The 16,992-nt window shown below is 64.5% G+C and carries 16 protein-coding genes; 9 read left to right on the forward strand and 7 right to left on the reverse strand.

What is annotated here, in order from left to right; genetic code table 11:
- Window positions 1–34: 34 nt before the first annotated feature.
- On the reverse strand, window positions 35–1,252 hold the full coding sequence (locus ACM43_RS31855) for an NAD(P)/FAD-dependent oxidoreductase (RefSeq protein ID WP_157281068.1): 1,218 nt from the start codon (window positions 1,250–1,252) through the stop codon (window positions 35–37).
- A 227-nt stretch (window positions 1,253–1,479) separates the two neighbouring features.
- Between ACM43_RS31855 and ACM43_RS31860 the strand changes: the two genes are divergently transcribed.
- Complete coding sequence (locus ACM43_RS31860; RefSeq protein WP_271545422.1) at window positions 1,480–2,274, forward strand: enoyl-CoA hydratase/isomerase family protein; 795 nt, start codon at window positions 1,480–1,482, stop codon at window positions 2,272–2,274.
- A gap of 238 nt (window positions 2,275–2,512) precedes the next feature.
- Here ACM43_RS31860 and ACM43_RS31865 read toward each other — a convergent pair whose 3' ends face one another.
- Complete coding sequence (locus tag ACM43_RS31865; protein ID WP_271545424.1) at window positions 2,513–4,225, reverse strand: IlvD/Edd family dehydratase; 1,713 nt, start codon at window positions 4,223–4,225, stop codon at window positions 2,513–2,515.
- Between the two features lie 360 nt (window positions 4,226–4,585).
- On the opposite strand from ACM43_RS31865, the gene ACM43_RS31870 reads away from it, so the two are divergent.
- On the forward strand, window positions 4,586–5,557 hold the full coding sequence (locus ACM43_RS31870; RefSeq protein ID WP_271545426.1) for a hypothetical protein: 972 nt from the start codon (window positions 4,586–4,588) through the stop codon (window positions 5,555–5,557).
- A 15-nt stretch (window positions 5,558–5,572) separates the two neighbouring features.
- On the opposite strand, the gene ACM43_RS31875 is transcribed toward ACM43_RS31870, so the two are convergent.
- Window positions 5,573–6,505, reverse strand: coding sequence for a LysR family transcriptional regulator (locus tag ACM43_RS31875; RefSeq protein WP_109144533.1), 933 nt, complete (start codon window positions 6,503–6,505; stop codon window positions 5,573–5,575).
- Between the two features lie 104 nt (window positions 6,506–6,609).
- Between ACM43_RS31875 and ACM43_RS31880 the strand changes: the two genes are divergently transcribed.
- The 5 genes from ACM43_RS31880 to ACM43_RS31900 are packed head-to-tail and all read left to right on the forward strand — an operon-like array spanning window position 6,610 to window position 9,381.
- A complete protein-coding gene (locus tag ACM43_RS31880; protein WP_271545428.1) occupies window positions 6,610–7,422 on the forward strand; it encodes an SDR family NAD(P)-dependent oxidoreductase in 813 nt (270 codons plus the stop codon).
- A 30-nt stretch (window positions 7,423–7,452) separates the two neighbouring features.
- Window positions 7,453–7,986, forward strand: coding sequence for a YkgB family protein (locus tag ACM43_RS31885; protein WP_271545430.1), 534 nt, complete (start codon window positions 7,453–7,455; stop codon window positions 7,984–7,986).
- A gap of 50 nt (window positions 7,987–8,036) precedes the next feature.
- Window positions 8,037–8,483, forward strand: a complete 447-nt coding sequence (locus ACM43_RS31890; RefSeq protein ID WP_271545432.1) for a cupin domain-containing protein — start codon at window positions 8,037–8,039, stop codon at window positions 8,481–8,483.
- Window positions 8,476–8,928: a carboxymuconolactone decarboxylase family protein gene (locus tag ACM43_RS31895; RefSeq protein WP_157281058.1), complete on the forward strand. Its 453-nt coding sequence runs from the start codon at window positions 8,476–8,478 to the stop codon at window positions 8,926–8,928. Before ACM43_RS31890 ends, ACM43_RS31895 begins: the two co-directional genes overlap by 8 nt.
- 42 nt (window positions 8,929–8,970) lie before the next feature.
- Window positions 8,971–9,381: a cupin domain-containing protein gene (locus ACM43_RS31900; protein ID WP_271545434.1), complete on the forward strand. Its 411-nt coding sequence runs from the start codon at window positions 8,971–8,973 to the stop codon at window positions 9,379–9,381.
- Between the two features lie 7 nt (window positions 9,382–9,388).
- Here the strand turns inward: ACM43_RS31900 and ACM43_RS31905 are convergent, their stop codons facing one another.
- On the reverse strand, window positions 9,389–10,213 hold the full coding sequence (locus tag ACM43_RS31905) for an NAD-dependent epimerase/dehydratase family protein (protein ID WP_271545436.1): 825 nt from the start codon (window positions 10,211–10,213) through the stop codon (window positions 9,389–9,391).
- Window positions 10,214–10,303: 90 nt separating this feature from the next.
- Here ACM43_RS31905 and ACM43_RS31910 point away from each other — a divergent pair, with 90 nt between their 5' ends.
- Window positions 10,304–11,281, forward strand: a complete 978-nt coding sequence (locus ACM43_RS31910) for an SMP-30/gluconolactonase/LRE family protein (protein ID WP_271545438.1) — start codon at window positions 10,304–10,306, stop codon at window positions 11,279–11,281.
- A gap of 31 nt (window positions 11,282–11,312) precedes the next feature.
- On the opposite strand, the gene bla is transcribed toward ACM43_RS31910, so the two are convergent.
- The 3 genes from bla to ACM43_RS31925 form a co-directional block, all read right to left on the reverse strand.
- A complete protein-coding gene (gene bla / locus ACM43_RS31915) occupies window positions 11,313–12,203 on the reverse strand; it encodes a subclass B3 metallo-beta-lactamase (protein ID WP_271545440.1) in 891 nt (296 codons plus the stop codon).
- Between the two features lie 123 nt (window positions 12,204–12,326).
- Window positions 12,327–13,757, reverse strand: coding sequence for an aldehyde dehydrogenase family protein (locus tag ACM43_RS31920; RefSeq protein ID WP_271545442.1), 1,431 nt, complete (start codon window positions 13,755–13,757; stop codon window positions 12,327–12,329).
- Between the two features lie 265 nt (window positions 13,758–14,022).
- A complete protein-coding gene (locus tag ACM43_RS31925) occupies window positions 14,023–16,386 on the reverse strand; it encodes a transketolase (RefSeq protein ID WP_271545444.1) in 2,364 nt (787 codons plus the stop codon).
- Window positions 16,387–16,517: 131 nt separating this feature from the next.
- On the opposite strand from ACM43_RS31925, the gene ACM43_RS31930 reads away from it, so the two are divergent.
- The gene (locus tag ACM43_RS31930) at window positions 16,518–16,979 is read left to right on the forward strand and encodes an Lrp/AsnC family transcriptional regulator (protein WP_027571162.1); all 462 of its coding nucleotides are present in this window, start codon (window positions 16,518–16,520) and stop codon (window positions 16,977–16,979) included.
- The last annotated feature ends 13 nt before the right edge of the window (window positions 16,980–16,992 follow it).

Genomic DNA, 16,992 nt, shown 5'->3' on the forward strand with positions numbered 1-16,992 from the left:
TCTCCCCGTAAGAACGAGGAGAGGGAGAAGAACTTCACGCCAGCGCGCTCTTGAGGTCGAAGCTCTCGTCCGCGGCCTGCTCCGGCGTGATCGTGCGGTCCATGCTCTGCAAGCGGCGGCCGAACATGTGATCGCCGGCGCGGTTGATCGATTCGATGCCGAGCAGCTTGTCGCCGTGATAGCAGAACGCCGAAAACGCCTTCTTGGCGGGATCGCCGCGCAGCACGACGCGGTCGTAGCCCGTGGTGAGACCTGCGATCTGGAGCTTGTCGTCGCCCTGGTCGCTCCAGAACCAGGGATGGCTGTCGTACGGCTTCTTGTCGCCGGTCAGCTTTGCGGCGAGACAGCGGGCCTGGTCGGTGGCGTTCTGCACCGATTCCAGCCGCAGCGATCCGCCGAAGCGCGGGCTTGCGAACAGCGCGCAATCGCCGATCGCCGAAATGTTGGGATCAGCCGTCGACAGATATTCATCGACGATGATGCCGGCGGCGACCGGCAGCCCCGCCTCGGCCGCGAGCTCGATGTTCGGCAGCACGCCGACGCCGACCACGACGAGGTCGGCCGGCAGATGCCGCCCGTCGCTCAAGGACACGCCGGTGACCTTGCCGCCCTCCGCCTCGATCGCGGTGGCCTGCACGCCGAGATGGATACGGATGCCGGCTTCGCGGTGGCGCGCCTGAAAATATTCGGAGACCTCCGCCGTCACCGCGCGCGCCATCACGCGCGGGGCGAGTTCGAGCACGTCGACCTCGAGGCCCTTGATGCGGGCGGTCGCGGCGAATTCGAGGCCGATGAAGCCGGCGCCGATGATCACGGCGCGCGTCTTCGACGGCATGATCGCGCGCAGCGCCTCGCTGTCGTCGAGGATACGCAAATATTTCACGTCGGGCAGATTGGCATTGGGCAGATCGAGCAGGCGATTGCGCGCGCCGGTCGCCAGCACGAGGTGCCAATAGTCCAGCGTCTCGCCGGATGCGAGATGCACCTTACGCGCGGAGCGGTCGATCGAGGCGGCGCGGCCCGCGATCAGCTCGATGGTCTGGTCCTGGTAAAACTTCTCAGGCCGGAACATCAGGCTCTCCGGACCCGCGGAGCCCTTGATGTAGGCCTTGGACAGCGGCGGCCGCTGATAGGGCAGATGCGGCTCGTCATTGATCAGGCAGATGCGCTCGGCAAAGCCGGCCTGGCGCAGCGATGCCGCGATCTGGTAGCCGCCATGGCCGGCACCGACGATGATCACCGGGCCAGTCATCGGACAGCCCATTTCCGGAAGACACGAGCGTGACCCATGCCGCCTCCTCTCTCGCTGATTTTGCTTGCTGGCCTTGCGAGGAGCCGGCGCTCGTGTCCGTCCCTTGGCGAAAGCGGCTCCATTTGAGCCTATCATTCCGCCCGGCGCAAGAGCGGTGGTTCGGGGATTGTCACCCCTGCCCTTCTGCGATTTAGTTCGAGCCTCGACCTCCTGCCGGAGAAATCCAGATGACCGCTCCCGTCTCAAAGCCCGACGATCCCGCCCTGCTGCGGATCGACGGCCCGATCGCGACCATCACGCTGAACCGCCCTGCCGCGTTCAACGCAATCGACCTTGCAATTGCGCAGAAGCTCGAGCAGCTCGCGGCCTATCTCGAAGGCGCCGACGACATCCGCGTCGTCGTGCTCGAGGGTGAAGGCCGCGCGTTCTGCGCCGGCGGTGATCTGCAGACGATCGGGGCCGCCGCCGAAGCCGGCACGGTGACGCCCGTCGTCGGCGAGCTATTGAAGCACTATCACGCCTTCATCGAGATCATCAGGCGCATGCCGAAGATCTCGCTGTCGAGCGTGCACGGCTCGGCCGCCGGCGCCGGCATGGGCCTCGCCTTCGTCACCGATCTCTGCATCGCCGCTGACGATGCCAAGTTCACGCCGGCCTATGCCAAGATCGGGGTGTCGCCGGACGGCGGCTCGACGGTCGGCATCGTCGGCACGGTCGGCTCCCGCCGGGCGCTGCAGATCTTTCTGTCCGAGGACAATTTTACCGCGCAGCAGGCCTATGAATGGGGCCTGGTCGCGAAGGTCGCTCCTGCCGCCGAGCTGAAGACCGCGACGCGAAAACTTGCCGAGCGTCTCGCGCAGAACCCGCCGGCTTCGATCGCCAGCACCAAGCAGCTGGTCTATCAAGCGGCGACCACGCCGGTGAAGCAGCAGCTCGATGCCGAGGAGCACAAGATCATCATGGCGATGAACACAGAAGCGTTCCGCACCGCCGTGAAGAAGTTCACGAGCAAGGGAAAGTAGCGGCCACATGACCGGTCACAGGTCTATCGCATATGACCCGTGGCGGCGGTCTGCGCGCACGCCTCGTCCTTCGAGACGGCGCAAACGCGCCTCCTCAGGATGAGGCTCATCAGCGTCAGTGCCCGTTGAAACTGCTGCCGCACTCCGTCCTCATCCTGAGGAGCCCGCCTAGAGCGGGCGTCTCGAAGGATGGCCGCAGGGAAGGCTCTCAAATGGCGATAGCCCTGCGGTCGGTGACTCAGCCCTTCGCGGGGCCCGTCCTCTGCATGAAGTCGAAGTCGCAGCCCTCGTCGGCCTGCAGGATGGTCTCGTTGAACAGCCAGGCGTAGCCCCGCCGTGCCTCCTCCGGCGCGGCCACCGGCTTCAACGCAGCGCGGCGCCGCTCCAGCTCGGCGGCGTCAATCAAGAGCTCGATGCTGCGCTTGGCCACGTCGAGGCGGATCATGTCGCCGTTCTCAACCAGCGCCAGCGGTCCGCCGACGGCGGATTCCGGGGTGATGTGCAGCACGATGGTGCCGAACGCGGTGCCGCTCATGCGCGCATCCGAGATGCGCACCATGTCCTTGGTGCCGCCGCGCGCGAGCTTCTTCGGGATCGGCAGATAACCGGCTTCCGGCATGCCCGGCGCGCCCTTCGGGCCGGCGTTGCGCAGCACCAGCACGTCCTCTGCCGTGACGTCGAGATCGGGATCGTCGACCCGCAAGGTCATGTCCTCGACGGATTCGAACACGACGGCGCGCCCGGTGTGCTGCAGCAGCTTCGGGCTCGCGGCCGATTGCTTGATGACCGCGCCGCGCGGGGCGAGATTGCCGTGCAGGATCGCGAGGCCGCCCTCCTTCTTGATCGGATTGTCGCGCGAGCGGATGGCATCCTGGCCCGGCACGTCCTCCGCATTCGCCGCAATCTCACGCAGCGTCTGGCCACTGATGGTCCTGGCATCGAGATCGACGAGATCGCCGAGCTGCGCCAGCAGCTTCGGCACGCCGCCGGCGTGGTGGAAGTGCTCCATATAGTGCTCGCCGGATGGCTTGAGATCGACCAGCACCGGCACCTCGCGGCCGATCTGGTCGAACGCTGCGAGGTCGAGCCGGTGCGGCGAGCGATGCGCCATCGCGGTCAGATGGATCAAGCCGTTGGTCGAGCCGCCGATCGCCTGCAGCACGACTTGCGCGTTCCTAAACGAGGCCGGCGTCAACACTTCGCTCGGCTTCGGGCCCTTGGCCTTGGCCATCTCCGCGGCAGCCTTGCCGCTGGCCTCGGCGAGACGGAAACGCTCGGCATGCGGCGCGGGAATCGTCGCGCTCATCGGCAGCGACAGGCCCATGGCCTCGATCATGCAGGCCATGGTCGAGGCCGTGCCCATCACCATGCAGGTGCCGACCGATGGCGCCAGCCGGCCGTTCACCGCTTCGATTTCGGCATCGTCCATGTCGCCGGCGCGATATTTCGCCCAGAGACGACGGCAATCGGTGCAGGCCCCCAGCACCTCGCCCTTGTGATGACCGACCACCATCGGCCCGACAGGGATGACCACAGTCGGCAGGTCGGCGCTGATCGCGGCCATCACCTGCGCCGGCAGCGTCTTGTCGCAGCCGCCGATCACGATCACCGCATCCATCGGCTGGGCGCGGATCATCTCCTCGGTGTCCATCGCCATCAGATTGCGCAGGTACATCGAGGTCGGATGCGCAAAGCTCTCGGCGATCGAGATGGTCGGGAACACGAACGGCATCGCGCCCGACAGCATCACGCCGCGCTTGGCGGCTTCGATGATCTGCGGGACGTTGCCGTGGCAGGGATTGTAGTCGCTATAGGTGTTGGTGATGCCGACGATCGGGCGCTCCACCGCGTCGTCGGAATAGCCCATGGCCTTGATGAACGCCTTGCGCAGGAACAGCGAGAAGCCGGCATCGCCATAGCTCGTCAGACCCTTGCGCAAGCCACTCGTCATCAGGGCGCTCCCTTCAGCTTTTGTCGTGGTGGTAAGGCCAGCCCCCTGATTGTCAATAACTCGACTTGCAGGCCTGACGCTTGGTTTTCGGGGCGGTCCCGAGCATCGCACGGCCTTGCCGCACGCGACGGCGCCCGACGCGCACGGCATCTCCCGCTTCCAGCTCTGCGGCGCGGGCGTCTCCGGCCCGCCAGCCCGCCGTAACTCCATTGAACGCAACTAAGAATGATTAGCAAGTAGTTGCACAGCCGGTCATTCTGTGGAATCTTTGTTGCGAATGACTTGCAATCGCAGGGGCTGCGCGTGAACTAAGCTCCTTGCTCGATTAGTGCCCTTGGTTCGCGTGGGTTGGTGGATGTCGTGCTGAGAAAGTCGAACTTCCGGGGCGCAACAGCGGCTGCAATTGTCGTCGCCGGTCATCTGGCGAGTTGCGTCTCCGCCTCTGCCGACGACGGTCCACGCGGCCTCGCCTATGCCTGGGCTGGCTCCGCACCGGCCCCCGTCGTCAGCAAGCTGACGGGAGGTTTGCCGTCGGCTCATTCGGAGATCGACACCGAGCACATCTTCGGTTTCAGCATGGGCTCCGACATCGGCAAGCCCGGCGAAATGGAGATCGAGTTCGAGAATGTCGGCGCGTTCGGCAAGCGCTCCGGCACTTACGCAGCCTGGGCCAATCTCAATCAGGTCAAATACACGGTCTCGGACAACTTCCGGATAGCACCCGGATTTGCACTGACCGGACAGCACATCAGTGGCGTTCCGGGTCTTGCCGATCATCGCGACCTCGCTTTCGGCGGCGTCGCGCTCGAACTGCGCTACAAGCTGATCGATCGTGCCGTCGCGCCCTTCGGGTTGACACTCCATGCCCAGCCCGGCTGGAGCCGGATCGACGACGCCAGCGGCATGCATATCGCGCAATATGGCGCAGAGTTTGCCGCGCTGTTCGACAGCGAGCTCGTCAAGGACAGGCTGTTCGCCGCCTTCAACGTCTGGTACGGGACCGGCGGAACCCGCGAGATCTCGACCAATCTTTGGCGACACGATTCCGAGATGCAGCTACAGGCCGCGATCTCGTACGCAGTGCAGCCCGACCTCGTGTTTGGCCTCGGCGTACGCTACGCGCGGGCCTATGACGGCGGCGGCCTCGACCGCTTTCTGGGAGACGCAGTCTTTGCTGGCCCAACCTTCTCCTACAACATCTCGAAGGAGGTCGGCATCTCCGGCACCTGGCAGATGCAGGTTGCCGGCCAGGCGATCGGCGACGTTCGCAGCCTCAACCTCGATCAGTTCGAGCGGCACCAGGCGCTGTTGCGGCTCAACCTGCATTTCTGATGTGCGGGCCCGCAGCTACGCCCGCGGCCTCCGCGGCGCAACGTTTCCGGGACTGTCGGCCAAGCGCGCCCTCAGGCGCGGCCCTGCGAAGTCGAGAAACGCGCGCAGCTTCGCCGGCATGAAGCGGTTGGGCGAGTAGACGAAGCTGACCGGCTGCGGCGGCGGTTGAAAGTCCTGCAGGACCGCAACGAGCTCTCCAGACCTCAGCGCATCCGACGCCAGATAGGAGAACACGACGGTGATCCCGATGCCTGCGCGCGCGGCATCGATGGCCGATTCCAGATTGCTCGCAATGAAGCGCGACCGAACCGGCACTGCATACTCGGTCTGCCCTCGCTTGAATCTCCACGTGCCCGGCGATTGAAGCGGAGGATAGCTGATGCAGTCGTGGGCGGAGACATCATCGGGAGCCTTCGGCGTTCCCCGTAGCTTCAGATAGGACGGGCTGGCGCAGGCGACGCGGTGAATTTCCCCCACGCGCACGGCGATCAGGCCGCTGTCGGCGAGATCGCCGACACGAAGCGCGACGTCAATGTTCTCGTCCAGAAGGTTGAGCGTCCGGTCCTGCAAGATGAGCTGAACATCCACTTCCGGAAATGCCGCAAGGAACTCGGCAAGGATCGGCTGCAAGCATAGCCGACCGAGCGCGACCAGCGTCGTGATGCTGAGATCGCCACGCGGCGTGGTGTATTCGCCGGAGGCAACGCGCTCGGCTTCGGTGAGATCGGCGAGAATTCGCTTGGCCGCGGCGATGTAGGAGCGGCCGGCGTCCGTTGGGACGAGCGCGCGGCTCGAGCGATGAAACAGCTTGGTCTGGAGGTGCTCCTCGAGCTCCGAAACCTTCCGGCTCACCGTTGCCAACGGCATTTTCTGACGGCGCGCGGCAGCAGACAGGCTGCCCGCCTCCGCCACCGCCAAGACCACCGACATGCTTTCGAGACGATCCATAGGACACTTCCATATTCTGGAAGGAAAGATCCCGATTTTGCCAGATACCCACCATTTCCGGAAGTGCCTATTCCTCTCCGCACCCAACCGAAGGAGAGACGAAAATGACCCAGACCAGAAAAGGCACTGCCCTCATCACCGGAGCTTCGACCGGAATCGGCGCGATCTACGCCGATCGCCTGGCGAAGCGCGGCCACGACCTCATCCTCGTTGCGCGCAACAGGCAGCGGCTCGCATCGCTCGCGCGCAGGCTCGGCAACGAAACTGGCCGCAAGGTGGAAACGGTGGAAGCCGATCTCACATCCCCTGCCGACCTCCGCCGCGTCGAGCAACTCATCAGAACCAACGGCAACATTTCGGTGCTGGTCAACAACGCCGGCGTCGGCGCCTCGGCCCCGCTGATCGATTCCGACATCGACAAGATGGAGGACATGATCCGTCTCAACGTCGGTGCACTGACGCGCCTGACCTACGCAGCGGTGCCCGGATTCATCGCCCGCGGCCACGGCACGATCATCAACATCGCTTCCATCGTCGCGATCGCGCCGGAGCTGCTCAACGGCGTCTACGGCGGCTCGAAAGCTTTCGTGCTCGCATTCACCCAGTCACTCGTTCACGAGCTCGCCGGGAAGGGCATCCGCATTCAGGCCGTGCTGCCGGGCGCCACTGCGACGGAGTTTTGGGACATCGCGGGCACGCCGGTTCACCAGCTGCCGGCAGAGATCGTCATGTCGGCCGACGACCTGGTCGACGCCGCCCTCGCCGGTCTCGACCTCGGCGAAGTCGTGACGATCCCGGCGCTGGCCGACAAGTCGGAGTGGGATCGCCACGAGAGCGCGCGGCTTGCCATGACGAACAAGCTCTCGAGCACCATTCCCGCCCCTCGCTACAACCTGCACACGCACGTGAGTGCGTGAGCGAACAACCGGCATCAAACGGAGATCACCATGTCACGCATCATCAGCCATGCGTCCACCTCAACCATCGCCCTGCGCCGCACGATCAGTTGGCGCGAACAGTCTGAACGCCTGCTTGCTTACGCCGAACCGATCAGCCGAATCGGTCTCTACGCGTCGCTCGCAATCATCTACGCCTGGTTCGGCGGCATGAAATTCACCGATTACGAAGCACAGGGGCTGGTGCCCCTGGTCGAGAACAGCCCGCTGCTGCGATGGTTCTACACGCTGTTCTCGGTCCGCGGCTTCTCGACCTTTCTCGGTTTCGTCGAACTCAGCATCGGGGTTCTGATCGCGCTCCGCCTGTCCAGCCCGATCTACTCCGCGGCCGGCGGCCTGTTGTCGGCCGGGCTGTTCGTCACCACGCTGAGCTTCATGATCTCGACGCCCGGCGTCGTCGTGCCGGAGCTCGGGGCCCCCGCGATCACGGTCGCTCCGGGACAGTTCCTGCTGAAGGACGTCGGCCTGCTCGCCGCTTCCTTCTGGGTGTTCACGGACTCGCTGAAGGCCGTCATCCGCAGCTGAACAAAGGCACCACAGCACAACAGACACGAACTCTAAACAGGAGATCCTCCATGAAAGTGCCATCCATTCTCGCTGCGGCTTGCGTTGCCATTTCCATTGCGAGTGCGGCGCCCAGCGCCGCCCACGGCATCGGCGAAACGGTCACGCCCCATTTCGAGCAATCGATCCCCAACATCCCGGGCAAGTCACTTGTGGCCCTGGTTGTGAACTATGAACCCGGCGGAAGATCGCCTTCGCACATCCACGCAAAGTCGGCCTTCATCTTTGGTTACGTGCTGTCAGGCGCAATCGAGTCACAGGTGAACGATGGACCTAGGCGGGTCTATCGCGCCGGCGAGAGCTTTTACGAGCCGCCGGGCTCCAAGCATCCTGTCAGCCGCAATGCGAGCCGGTCCGAGCCCGCAAGCCTGCTCGCAGTATTCGTCGTCGACAGCGGCGAGAAGGAACTGACCACTGCCGTCCAGCAGAAACACCATCAAGGAGAGAAACATGAGTAAGCGTCTCGACTACAACCAGATCGCGCCGGCCGGCATCAAGGCGCTCGGCGGCGTCTACGGCTACGTCCTGCAAAGCCGGCTTTCTGCCACGCTGATCGAGCTGGTCTATCTGCGGATCTCCCAGATCAACAATTGCGCCTACTGCCTGGACATGCACACCCGCGACCTGCTCAAGAAGGGAGAGAAGGTCGAGAAGATCGCGCTGCTGCAGGCATGGCGCGAGGCCGGCAATCTCTTCGACGAACGCGAACGGGCTGCGCTGGCCTGGGCAGAGACGGTGACGCGGGTTGCCGAGACGGGCGTGCCGGACGAGGCATACCAGGCCGCAAGGGTCGTGTTCGAGGAGCGCGAGCTCGTCGACCTCACGATCGCGATCAGCCTGATGAACGCCTACAACCGCATGGCCATCAGCTTTCGCGCAACCCCGGCGGCTGCCGCCGGCTGATGCTCCCCCACAACATCCTGCATAACTCGAAAGGACATTCACATGACTAAACGTGGGATCGTGGTTGCGGCGGCGCTGATCGTCGCAACCAGCCTAGCTTCGCTCTCGGCACGATCCGAAGAGCCACGACTGGGAGACATCAAGCGCACACATCTCATGAAGGAAGCACTGAGCGCGCCCGGGCGCGAGGTCGTCCAGGTTCGCGTCGACTTTCCTCCGGGCGTCGTTGCCGCCAGGCACAGTCACCCGGGCGAAGAGCTCGTCTATCTGATCGAAGGCGAGCTGGAATATCGGCTCGACGGCAGGCCGCCGCTGATCCTGAAGGCCGGCGACGTGCTGCTCATTCCTCACGGAGTGCATCATGCAGTGAAGAATGTCGGCAGCGGCAACGCCGCGGAGCTTGCGACCTACATTGTCGAGACCGGCAAGCCGCTGTTGACGCTCGGCCGGTGAACGATCACTACCGCTTATTCCAGTCGATGATCCGGCTCGGATCAGCATCGAACTCCATGCTGCAGAACGTGCCGCCCTGGAAATAATCGCCAACCGGATCCGGCTTCAGCTTGGCCTGCTCGGCCATGGCGTGCTCGCGGAAATCTTCGGCGCGGCCTGTCGGGCGATAGCCGAATTCGTAGGCGCGGTGGTTGTCCCACCAGGCGCGCTCGTTGAAGGAGGCGCCGTAGAAGATCTCGAAATGGATGTCGGGATGCTCGAGCCCGATGCGGCAGAGCTGCACGAGGTCATCGGGCTTGAGCCAGATCGAGAGCCGGCGCTTGTCCAGCGGCATGTCGCCGAAATTGCCGATGCGCAGGCAGGTCACCTTCATCCCGTGCTTGTCGGCGTAGAGCGCGCCGACGGCCTCGCCGAACACCTTGCTGACGCCATAGCGGCCGTCAGGGCGCGGGGTGACGTCGGTGCCGATCTTGTGGTGGCGCGGATAGAAGCCGACGGCGTGGTTCGACGAGGCGAACACCACGCGCTTGACGCCCTTGCGGTAGGCCGCCTCGAACAGATTGTAACCGCCGATGATGTTGGCCTGGAGGATCTGATCCCAGGTGCCTTCGACCGAATAGCCGCCGAAATGCAGGATGCCGTCGACGCCCTCGCAGATCGCCTCGCATTGCGCGAGATCGGCGAGGTCTGCGGCCTTGAATTTTTCATCGGAGCCGAGATCAGCCGGCGGCTTGATATCGGACAGTAGGAGATCCGAGTAGATCGGCGGCAACAGCTTCCGCAGGCTGGTGCCGATCCCGCCCGAAGCTCCCGTCATCAGAATACGCGGCATGTCGTCCCTCGCCGTTGGTGACCGAATTTGCGATCACGTGTCTCTAATGATAGCAGGATTGTCCAGAGGGAACGAAACGAGAGAACCGGCATGAATGAGGCATCGTCCCACACGGAGGAACGGCCAGGCTGGCAGCCGGCGACCTATTACCCCGATCCCGCGATTAGGGCACTCGATCCTCGCTTCGAAAAATACTGGCTGAAGCTTTCGGCGGTGGAGCGGCTGGCGACCGGCCTGCGCTGGGCCGAGGGGCCGGTGTGGTTCGGCGATGGGCGTTATCTCCTGTGCAGCGACATCCCGAACCAGCGCATCCTCAAATGGGAGGAAGAGACCGGTGCGGTCAGCGTGTTCCGCAAGCCCTCAAATTTCGCCAACGGCAACACGCGTGACCGGCAGGGCCGGCTGATCACCTGCGAGCACGGCGGCCGGCGCGTGGTGCGCACCGAGTATGACGGCAGCATCACCGTGCTGATGGATCAATTCAACGGCAAGCGGTTGAACTCGCCGAACGATGTCGTTGTTAAATCGGACGGCTCGATCTGGTTCACCGATCCGACCTTCGGCCTGCTCGGCAATTACGAGGGCTACAAGGCCGAGCCCGAGATCGAGCCCAACGTCTATCGACTCGATCCCGAGACCGGCAAGGCGACCATCGTCGCCGAAGGCGTGCTCGGACCGAACGGGTTGTGCTTCTCGCCGGACGAGAAAATTCTGTATGTCGTGGAATCGCGGGGCGTGCCGAACCGAAAAATCCTCGCCTATGACGTTTCGCCCGAGGGCACCACGATCGCAAACAAGCGCGTCCATATCGATGCCGGCCCGGGCACGCCCGACGGCATGCGCTGCGACATCGACGGCAATCTCTGGTGCGGCTGGGGCATGGGCGATCCCGAGCTCGACGGCGTGGTGGTGTTCGCACCCGACGGCGTCATGATCGGCCGCATCGCCCTGCCCGAGCGCTGCGCCAATGTCTGCTTCGGCGGCGTCAAGCGCAACCGCCTGTTCATGGCCGCGAGCCAGTCGATCTACGCGCTGTATGTGAACACGCAGGGTGCGGTAGGGGGATAGGCTCCACAGCGCGCCCAACCACCGACCGTCTCTACCCCTTCTTCTCCTGTGCCGTCGCGGTCTGCTTGACGAGCGCCTCTTCGAACGCCTTTTCCAGCGATGCCGCATAGACCTTGAACTCGCCCGGGTCGACGAACGGACTGGGCCCGCCGCCGGCGAGCTTGGCGCGCTTCTCGGCCATCTTGTACATCTCGGGATGGGGAGCCAGCAGGATGTCGACCTTCATGTCCTTGGCACGCGCAAAGGTCTTGCGATAGTCGTCGACGATGCCGGCATAGGTCGGGCTGCCGACAAGCCGGTTCAGCGCGACGGTGCCGCTGCAGAAGATCAACACCGAGCGTGTTGCATCGCCATCCTTCACCGAGAAGGCCCAGCTGGTGCAGCCCGGCGAATGGCCGGGCGTCTCGCGCGCCGTTAGCGTGACGCTGCCGACCGCGACGGTGTCGCCCTCACGCACCGTGCGGTCGACTTTCACCGGCGGAAAGTCGAGCGCCTTCTCCTCCTGCGCACCCGGATAATAGCCGCCTTCGAGCAACGGCTTGTCGGCCTCGCCCGCGACCATCTGCGCGCCGCTCGCCTGCTTCAACTCGGCAAAGCCGCCGGTGTGGTCGATATGGGCGTGGGTGTTGATGAGATACTTGATGTCGCTGATCTTGAAGCCGAGCTTCTCGATGCTCGTCGTGATCTGGGACGTCGATTCCGGCATCACGGTATCGACCAGAATATGCCCCTGTGGCGACGTGATCAGGTAGGACGCAAGGCCGTTAGTGCCGACATAGTAGACGTTGTCGACGATCTTGAACGGCTCGGTCGGTTCGTTCCATTTCGCCCTGAGCGTGTTGAGCAGACCCTTCACCGTCTGGGCCTGCGCAGCGCCTGACAGCGTCAGCAGCGCAACGAATGCGATGATCAGTTTTCTCACGTTCCGTCCCTTTGCTTTTATTGATTTGACGGGCTGTTGTCGCCGTGAAGCGGCTGGTCTCACAGCAAAGATGCCGGCTTCCCTGGAAGCCGGCATCCCCTCGGGGCGCAAGCGCCGTATGAACTACGCCGCGTTGAAGCCGGCGACCGCCTTCACTTCGAGGAAGTCCTCGAGGCCGAACTTGCCCCACTCGCGGCCGTTACCGGACTGCTTGTAGCCGCCGAACGGCGCGGTGCGGTCGTTGGGTACGCCCTGCAGGTTGACATTGCCGGCGCGGATCTGGCGGCCGACGCGCTTGGCGTCCTCGACCGTCGGGCCGGTGACGTAACCGGCGAGGCCATACGGCGTATCGTTGGCGATCTTGACCGCGTCGGCTTCGTCCTTGGCGCCGATGATGGTCAGCACCGGCCCGAAGATCTCCTCGCGAGCGATCGTCATGTCAGGGGTGACGTCGGCGAAGATGGTCGGGCGGACATAGAAGCCCTTGTTGACGCCTTCGGGCAGGCCCGGGCCGCCGGCGACGAGCGTTGCGCCCTCGTCGATGCCCTTCTTGATCAGCCCCTGGATCTTGTCCCACTGACCGCGATTGACCACCGGGCCGATGGTGGTGCCTTCGGCGCGGGGATCACCGGCCTTGGTCTTGTCGGCGACGGCCTTCGCGATCGCGGCGACTTCCTTCATCTTCGACAGCGGCACGATCATGCGCGAGGGCGCGTTGCAGGACTGACCGGAATTGTTGAACATGTGCATCACGCCGCCGGTCACCGCCTTCGTGAGGTCGGCGCCTTCGAGGATGACGTTCGGCGACTTGCCGCCAAGCTCCTGGCTGACGCGCTTGACGGTCGGCGCTGCGCGCTTCGCAACGTCGATGCCGGCGCGGGTCGAGCCGGTGAATGAGATCATGTCGATGTCGGGGTGCTCGCTCATGGCGGCGCCGACCTCGGGGCCGAGGCCGTTGACGAGGTTGAACACGCCCTTGGGCACGCCAGCTTCATGCAGGATCTCCGCGAAGATCAGCGCAGAGGTCGGCGTGAACTCGCTGGGCTTCAGGATCATGGTGCAGCCGGCGGCGAGCGCGGGCGCGACCTTGCAGGCGATCTGGTTCAGCGGCCAGTTCCAGGGCGTGATCATGCCGACCACGCCGATCGGCTCGCGCAGCACCATGGCGGTGCCGACCGGCTCCTCGAAATGATAGTTCTTGAGCACGTCGAGCGTGGTCATGAGATGGCCGAGGCCGGCGCCGGCCTGCAGCTTCTCCGCCATCGGCAGCGGCGCGCCCATCTCGTCGGAGACGGCGGCGCCGATCTCCTTAAGGCGGCCCTTGTAGATCTCGATGATCTTGCTGAGCAGCGCGACGCGCTCTTCGCGGCTGGTCTGGGAGAAGGTCTCGAAGGCGCGCTTGGCGGCGGCAACCGCCTTGTCGACATCGGCCTTGGAGCCGAGCGCAACCTCGTACATCGCCTCTTCCGTCGCCGGATTGATCACGGCGGTGGACTTCTTGACGGCGGGATCGACCCAGGCGCCGTCGATGTAAAATTGCATGCGATTGACCATCGTTAACCTCTTCTTGGGGGCTTGGAGGGGGCGTTTCGGCAGGCATCCTTGCACGAAAGCGCCGGCAATTGAACCCGCCATATGCGGGGCCAGCGTTGCGGCGGACGGAGGTTATATGAGCCGGTGGCGGGAACGTGGCAAGGCACTCTCAGCCGTCATTCCGGGCGCGCGGAGCGCGAGCCCGGAATCCATACTCCCGATCGTGGTTATGGATTCCGGGCTCGACGCTGCGCGTCGCCCCGGAATGACGAGGCAGTTACCTCCACTACACCGCCATCTTCCGGTGCAGCACCGGTGCGCCGGTGGTGAGGCTTTCGGCCGCATCGATGATCGCGTTCGCATCGATGCCGTAGTGCCGATAAAGGTCCGCGATGCTGCCGGTCTGGCCGAACTGCTCGACGCCGAGCGCCTCGGCACGGTGGCCGCGGACGCTGCCGAGCCAACCGAGCGCAGACGGATGGCCGTCGATCACGGTCACGATGCCGCAGTCGCGCGGCAGTGGCGCCAGGAGCTTTTCGATGTGGCTGAGATGCAGCACGCCGCGGCGGTCGCGCCGCAATTTCCGCGCGGCGGTCCACCCCGCATGGAGACGATCGGCCGAGGTGATCGCGAGCAGCCCGACGTCGCGGCGGCTCTCGCCGATGAAGCCGGTCGCCTCGATCGCCTCAGGCGCGACCGCGCCGGTATAGGCGATCACGACCTCGGCATTCGGCCCCGGCTTGCGCAGCCAATAGGCGCCGTCGGTGATGCCCTGTCGCAGCTCCGGTGTCATGATCCGCTGCGCCTGCTCGATTGAGCGCGTCGAGAGCCGCAAATAGACCGAGCCGCCCTCGCCTGGATCGCGCTGCATGTGCTCGAAGCCGAAAGCCATGATCACGGCGAGCTCGTCGACGAAGGCCGGCTCGAACGAGGCGAGGCCGTCTTGCGCCATGCCGATCAAGGGCGTTGCGATCGACTGATGCGCGCCGCCTTCGGGCGCGAGCGTGATACCCGACGGCGTCGCCGCCACCATGAAGCGGGCGTCCTGGTAGCAGGCGTAGTTCAGCGCATCGAGGCCGCGCTCGATGAAGGGATCGTAGAGCGTGCCGACCGGCAAGAGCCGCTCGCCGTTGATCTGGTGCGACAGGCCGAGCGCCGAGAGCATGATGAACAGGTTCATCTCGGCGATGCCGAGCTCCAGATGCTGGCCCTTTGGCGAAGCGTCCCAATTGTAGGTCGAAGGAATTTTCTCGCTGCGGAATAAGTCCGCCTTCTCGGCCCGCGCGAACAGGCCGCGGCGATTGACCCAGGGGCCGAGGTTGGTCGAGACGGTGACGTCCGGCGAGGTCGTGACGATGCGCCTGGCGAGCTCGCTGTCGCTGCGCGCGATCTCGTTCAGCACGAGGCCAAAGCCCTGCTGGGTCGACATCTGCGGCGACGGCTTGAAGGCGAGCTGTTGCGCCACCTCGACGACGGGCGCCGTGAGCCGGCGGCCATCCTGGTTGAACGGCACCCGCGCGAGGAAGGCCTCGAGCTCGGCTGCATCCTGCGACAGCCCTTCGAACTTGTCCCATTCGTGGCCGGGCCGGATGTTCTGGCTCTCGCGATACTTCTCCATCTGCGCAACAGTCATCAGACCGGCGTGGTTGTCCTTGTGGCCCTGGAACGGCAGGCCGACGCCCTTGATGGTGTAGGCGATGAAGCAGACCGGGCGGTCGTGATCGATCGCGTCGAACGCCTCCAGCATGCTCGCCATGTCGTGGCCGCCGAGATTCGACATCAGCGCCAAGAGCTCCTCGTCGCTGCGCTTGTCGATCAGTCTTGTGATCGGGCCCTGGTCGCCGATCTCATCATGGAGGTGCTTGCGGAAGGCTGCGCCGCCCTGGAAGCACAGCGCCGCATAGAGCGCGTTCGGGCAATTGTCGATCCAGCGCTTCAGCGCCTCGCCGCCGGGCTCGGCGAAGGCCTCGCGCATCAGCCGGCCGTATTTCACGATGACGACGTCCCAGCCGAAATTGCGGAACATGGTCTCGAACTTTTCCCACAGACCTTCGCGCACGACGGCATCGAGCGACTGCCTGTTATAGTCGACCACCCACCAGGTGTTGCGCAGGCCGTGCTTCCAGCCCTCCGCGAGCGCCTCGAAGATGTTGCCTTCGTCCATCTCGGCGTCGCCGACGAGGGCGATCATCCGCCCCTCGCGGCGGTCCTTCATCCAGCCATGCGCCTTGACGTAGTCCTGCACCAGCGAGGAGAACAGCGTCTGCGCGACGCCGAGGCCGACCGAGCCGGTGGAGAAGTCGACGTCGTCGACGTCCTTGGTGCGCGAGGGATAGGACTGCGCGCCCTTGAAGCCGCGAAAATTCTCCAGCTTCTCGCGGCTCTGCCGGCCGAACAAATACTGGATGGCGTGGAACACCGGGCTCGCATGCGGCTTCACCGCGACGCGGTCCTCAGGGCGCAGCACGTGGAAGTACAGCGCCGACATGATGGTGGCGAGCGAGGCGGACGAGGCCTGGTGGCCGCCGACCTTGAGGCCATCCGCATTGGAGCGGATGTGGTTGGCGTGGTGGATGGTCCAGGACGACAGCCACAGCGCCTTGCGGCTGAGGGCGGTCAGGATTTCGAGACGGGCGGGGTCAACGGGCATGGCGATGCTCCGGAAAATATGCACCGATCATACGCCTGCGCGCGGCATCAAACTTCTCAATTTTTCGCGCCATACCCGCCGATATTGGGATACTTTACCAACGTAACAGACAAAATGCAGGTTTCATCCCAATGCCCGAGCTCGACGCCATCGACCGCAAGATCCTCAGCCACCTTCAGAACGACAGCCGCCTGACCATGCAGGAGCTCGCCGACAAGGTCGGGCTCTCGGTCTCGCCCTGCCATCGCCGGGTCAAGCTCCTGGAGGAGCGCGGCGTCATCTCGCGCTATGTCGCGACCGTGGACCAGAAGGCGCTGGGACTGCATGTCAGCGTGTTCATCTCGATCAAGCTGGCACGGCAGAAGGAGGAGGACCTCAACCGCTTCGCGCGCGCCATCTCGAAATGGGACGAGGTGCTGGAATGCTATCTGATGACCGGCAACCGCGACTATCTCTTGCGTGTCGTCGCCGCCGACCTCGCCTCCTACGAGACGTTCCTCAAGACCAAGCTGACCCGCCTCGACGGCATTGCCTCAATCGAGTCCAGCTTTGCGCTGAGCCAGGTGAAATATTCGATCGCGCTGCCGGTGTGACCTGGCTCAGGGG

Origin of the sequence: Bradyrhizobium sp. CCBAU 45321 (genome assembly GCF_028128975.1) — a bacterium.
Lineage (GTDB): Bacteria > Pseudomonadota > Alphaproteobacteria > Rhizobiales > Xanthobacteraceae > Bradyrhizobium > Bradyrhizobium yuanmingense.

Excerpts from the sequence above, each read along its gene's own strand:
- ACM43_RS31920 (WP_271545442.1), bottom strand. The coding sequence starts at position 13,757 with ATGGTCAATCGCATGCAATTTTACATCGACGGCGCCTGGGTCGATCCC.
- ACM43_RS31900 (WP_271545434.1), top strand. The coding sequence starts at position 8,971 with ATGACTAAACGTGGGATCGTGGTTGCGGCGGCGCTGATCGTCGCAACC.
- ACM43_RS31885 (WP_271545430.1), top strand. The coding sequence starts at position 7,453 with ATGTCACGCATCATCAGCCATGCGTCCACCTCAACCATCGCCCTGCGC.
- ACM43_RS31890 (WP_271545432.1), top strand. The coding sequence starts at position 8,037 with ATGAAAGTGCCATCCATTCTCGCTGCGGCTTGCGTTGCCATTTCCATT.
- ACM43_RS31865 (WP_271545424.1), bottom strand. The coding sequence starts at position 4,225 with ATGACGAGTGGCTTGCGCAAGGGTCTGACGAGCTATGGCGATGCCGGC.
- ACM43_RS31895 (WP_157281058.1), top strand. The coding sequence starts at position 8,476 with ATGAGTAAGCGTCTCGACTACAACCAGATCGCGCCGGCCGGCATCAAG.
- ACM43_RS31855 (WP_157281068.1), bottom strand. The coding sequence starts at position 1,252 with ATGACTGGCCCGGTGATCATCGTCGGTGCCGGCCATGGCGGCTACCAG.
- ACM43_RS31880 (WP_271545428.1), top strand. The coding sequence starts at position 6,610 with ATGACCCAGACCAGAAAAGGCACTGCCCTCATCACCGGAGCTTCGACC.
- ACM43_RS31860 (WP_271545422.1), top strand. The coding sequence starts at position 1,480 with ATGACCGCTCCCGTCTCAAAGCCCGACGATCCCGCCCTGCTGCGGATC.
- ACM43_RS31930 (WP_027571162.1), top strand. The coding sequence starts at position 16,518 with ATGCCCGAGCTCGACGCCATCGACCGCAAGATCCTCAGCCACCTTCAG.
- ACM43_RS31905 (WP_271545436.1), bottom strand. The coding sequence starts at position 10,213 with ATGCCGCGTATTCTGATGACGGGAGCTTCGGGCGGGATCGGCACCAGC.
- ACM43_RS31875 (WP_109144533.1), bottom strand. The coding sequence starts at position 6,505 with ATGGATCGTCTCGAAAGCATGTCGGTGGTCTTGGCGGTGGCGGAGGCG.
- ACM43_RS31910 (WP_271545438.1), top strand. The coding sequence starts at position 10,304 with ATGAATGAGGCATCGTCCCACACGGAGGAACGGCCAGGCTGGCAGCCG.
- ACM43_RS31925 (WP_271545444.1), bottom strand. The coding sequence starts at position 16,386 with ATGCCCGTTGACCCCGCCCGTCTCGAAATCCTGACCGCCCTCAGCCGC.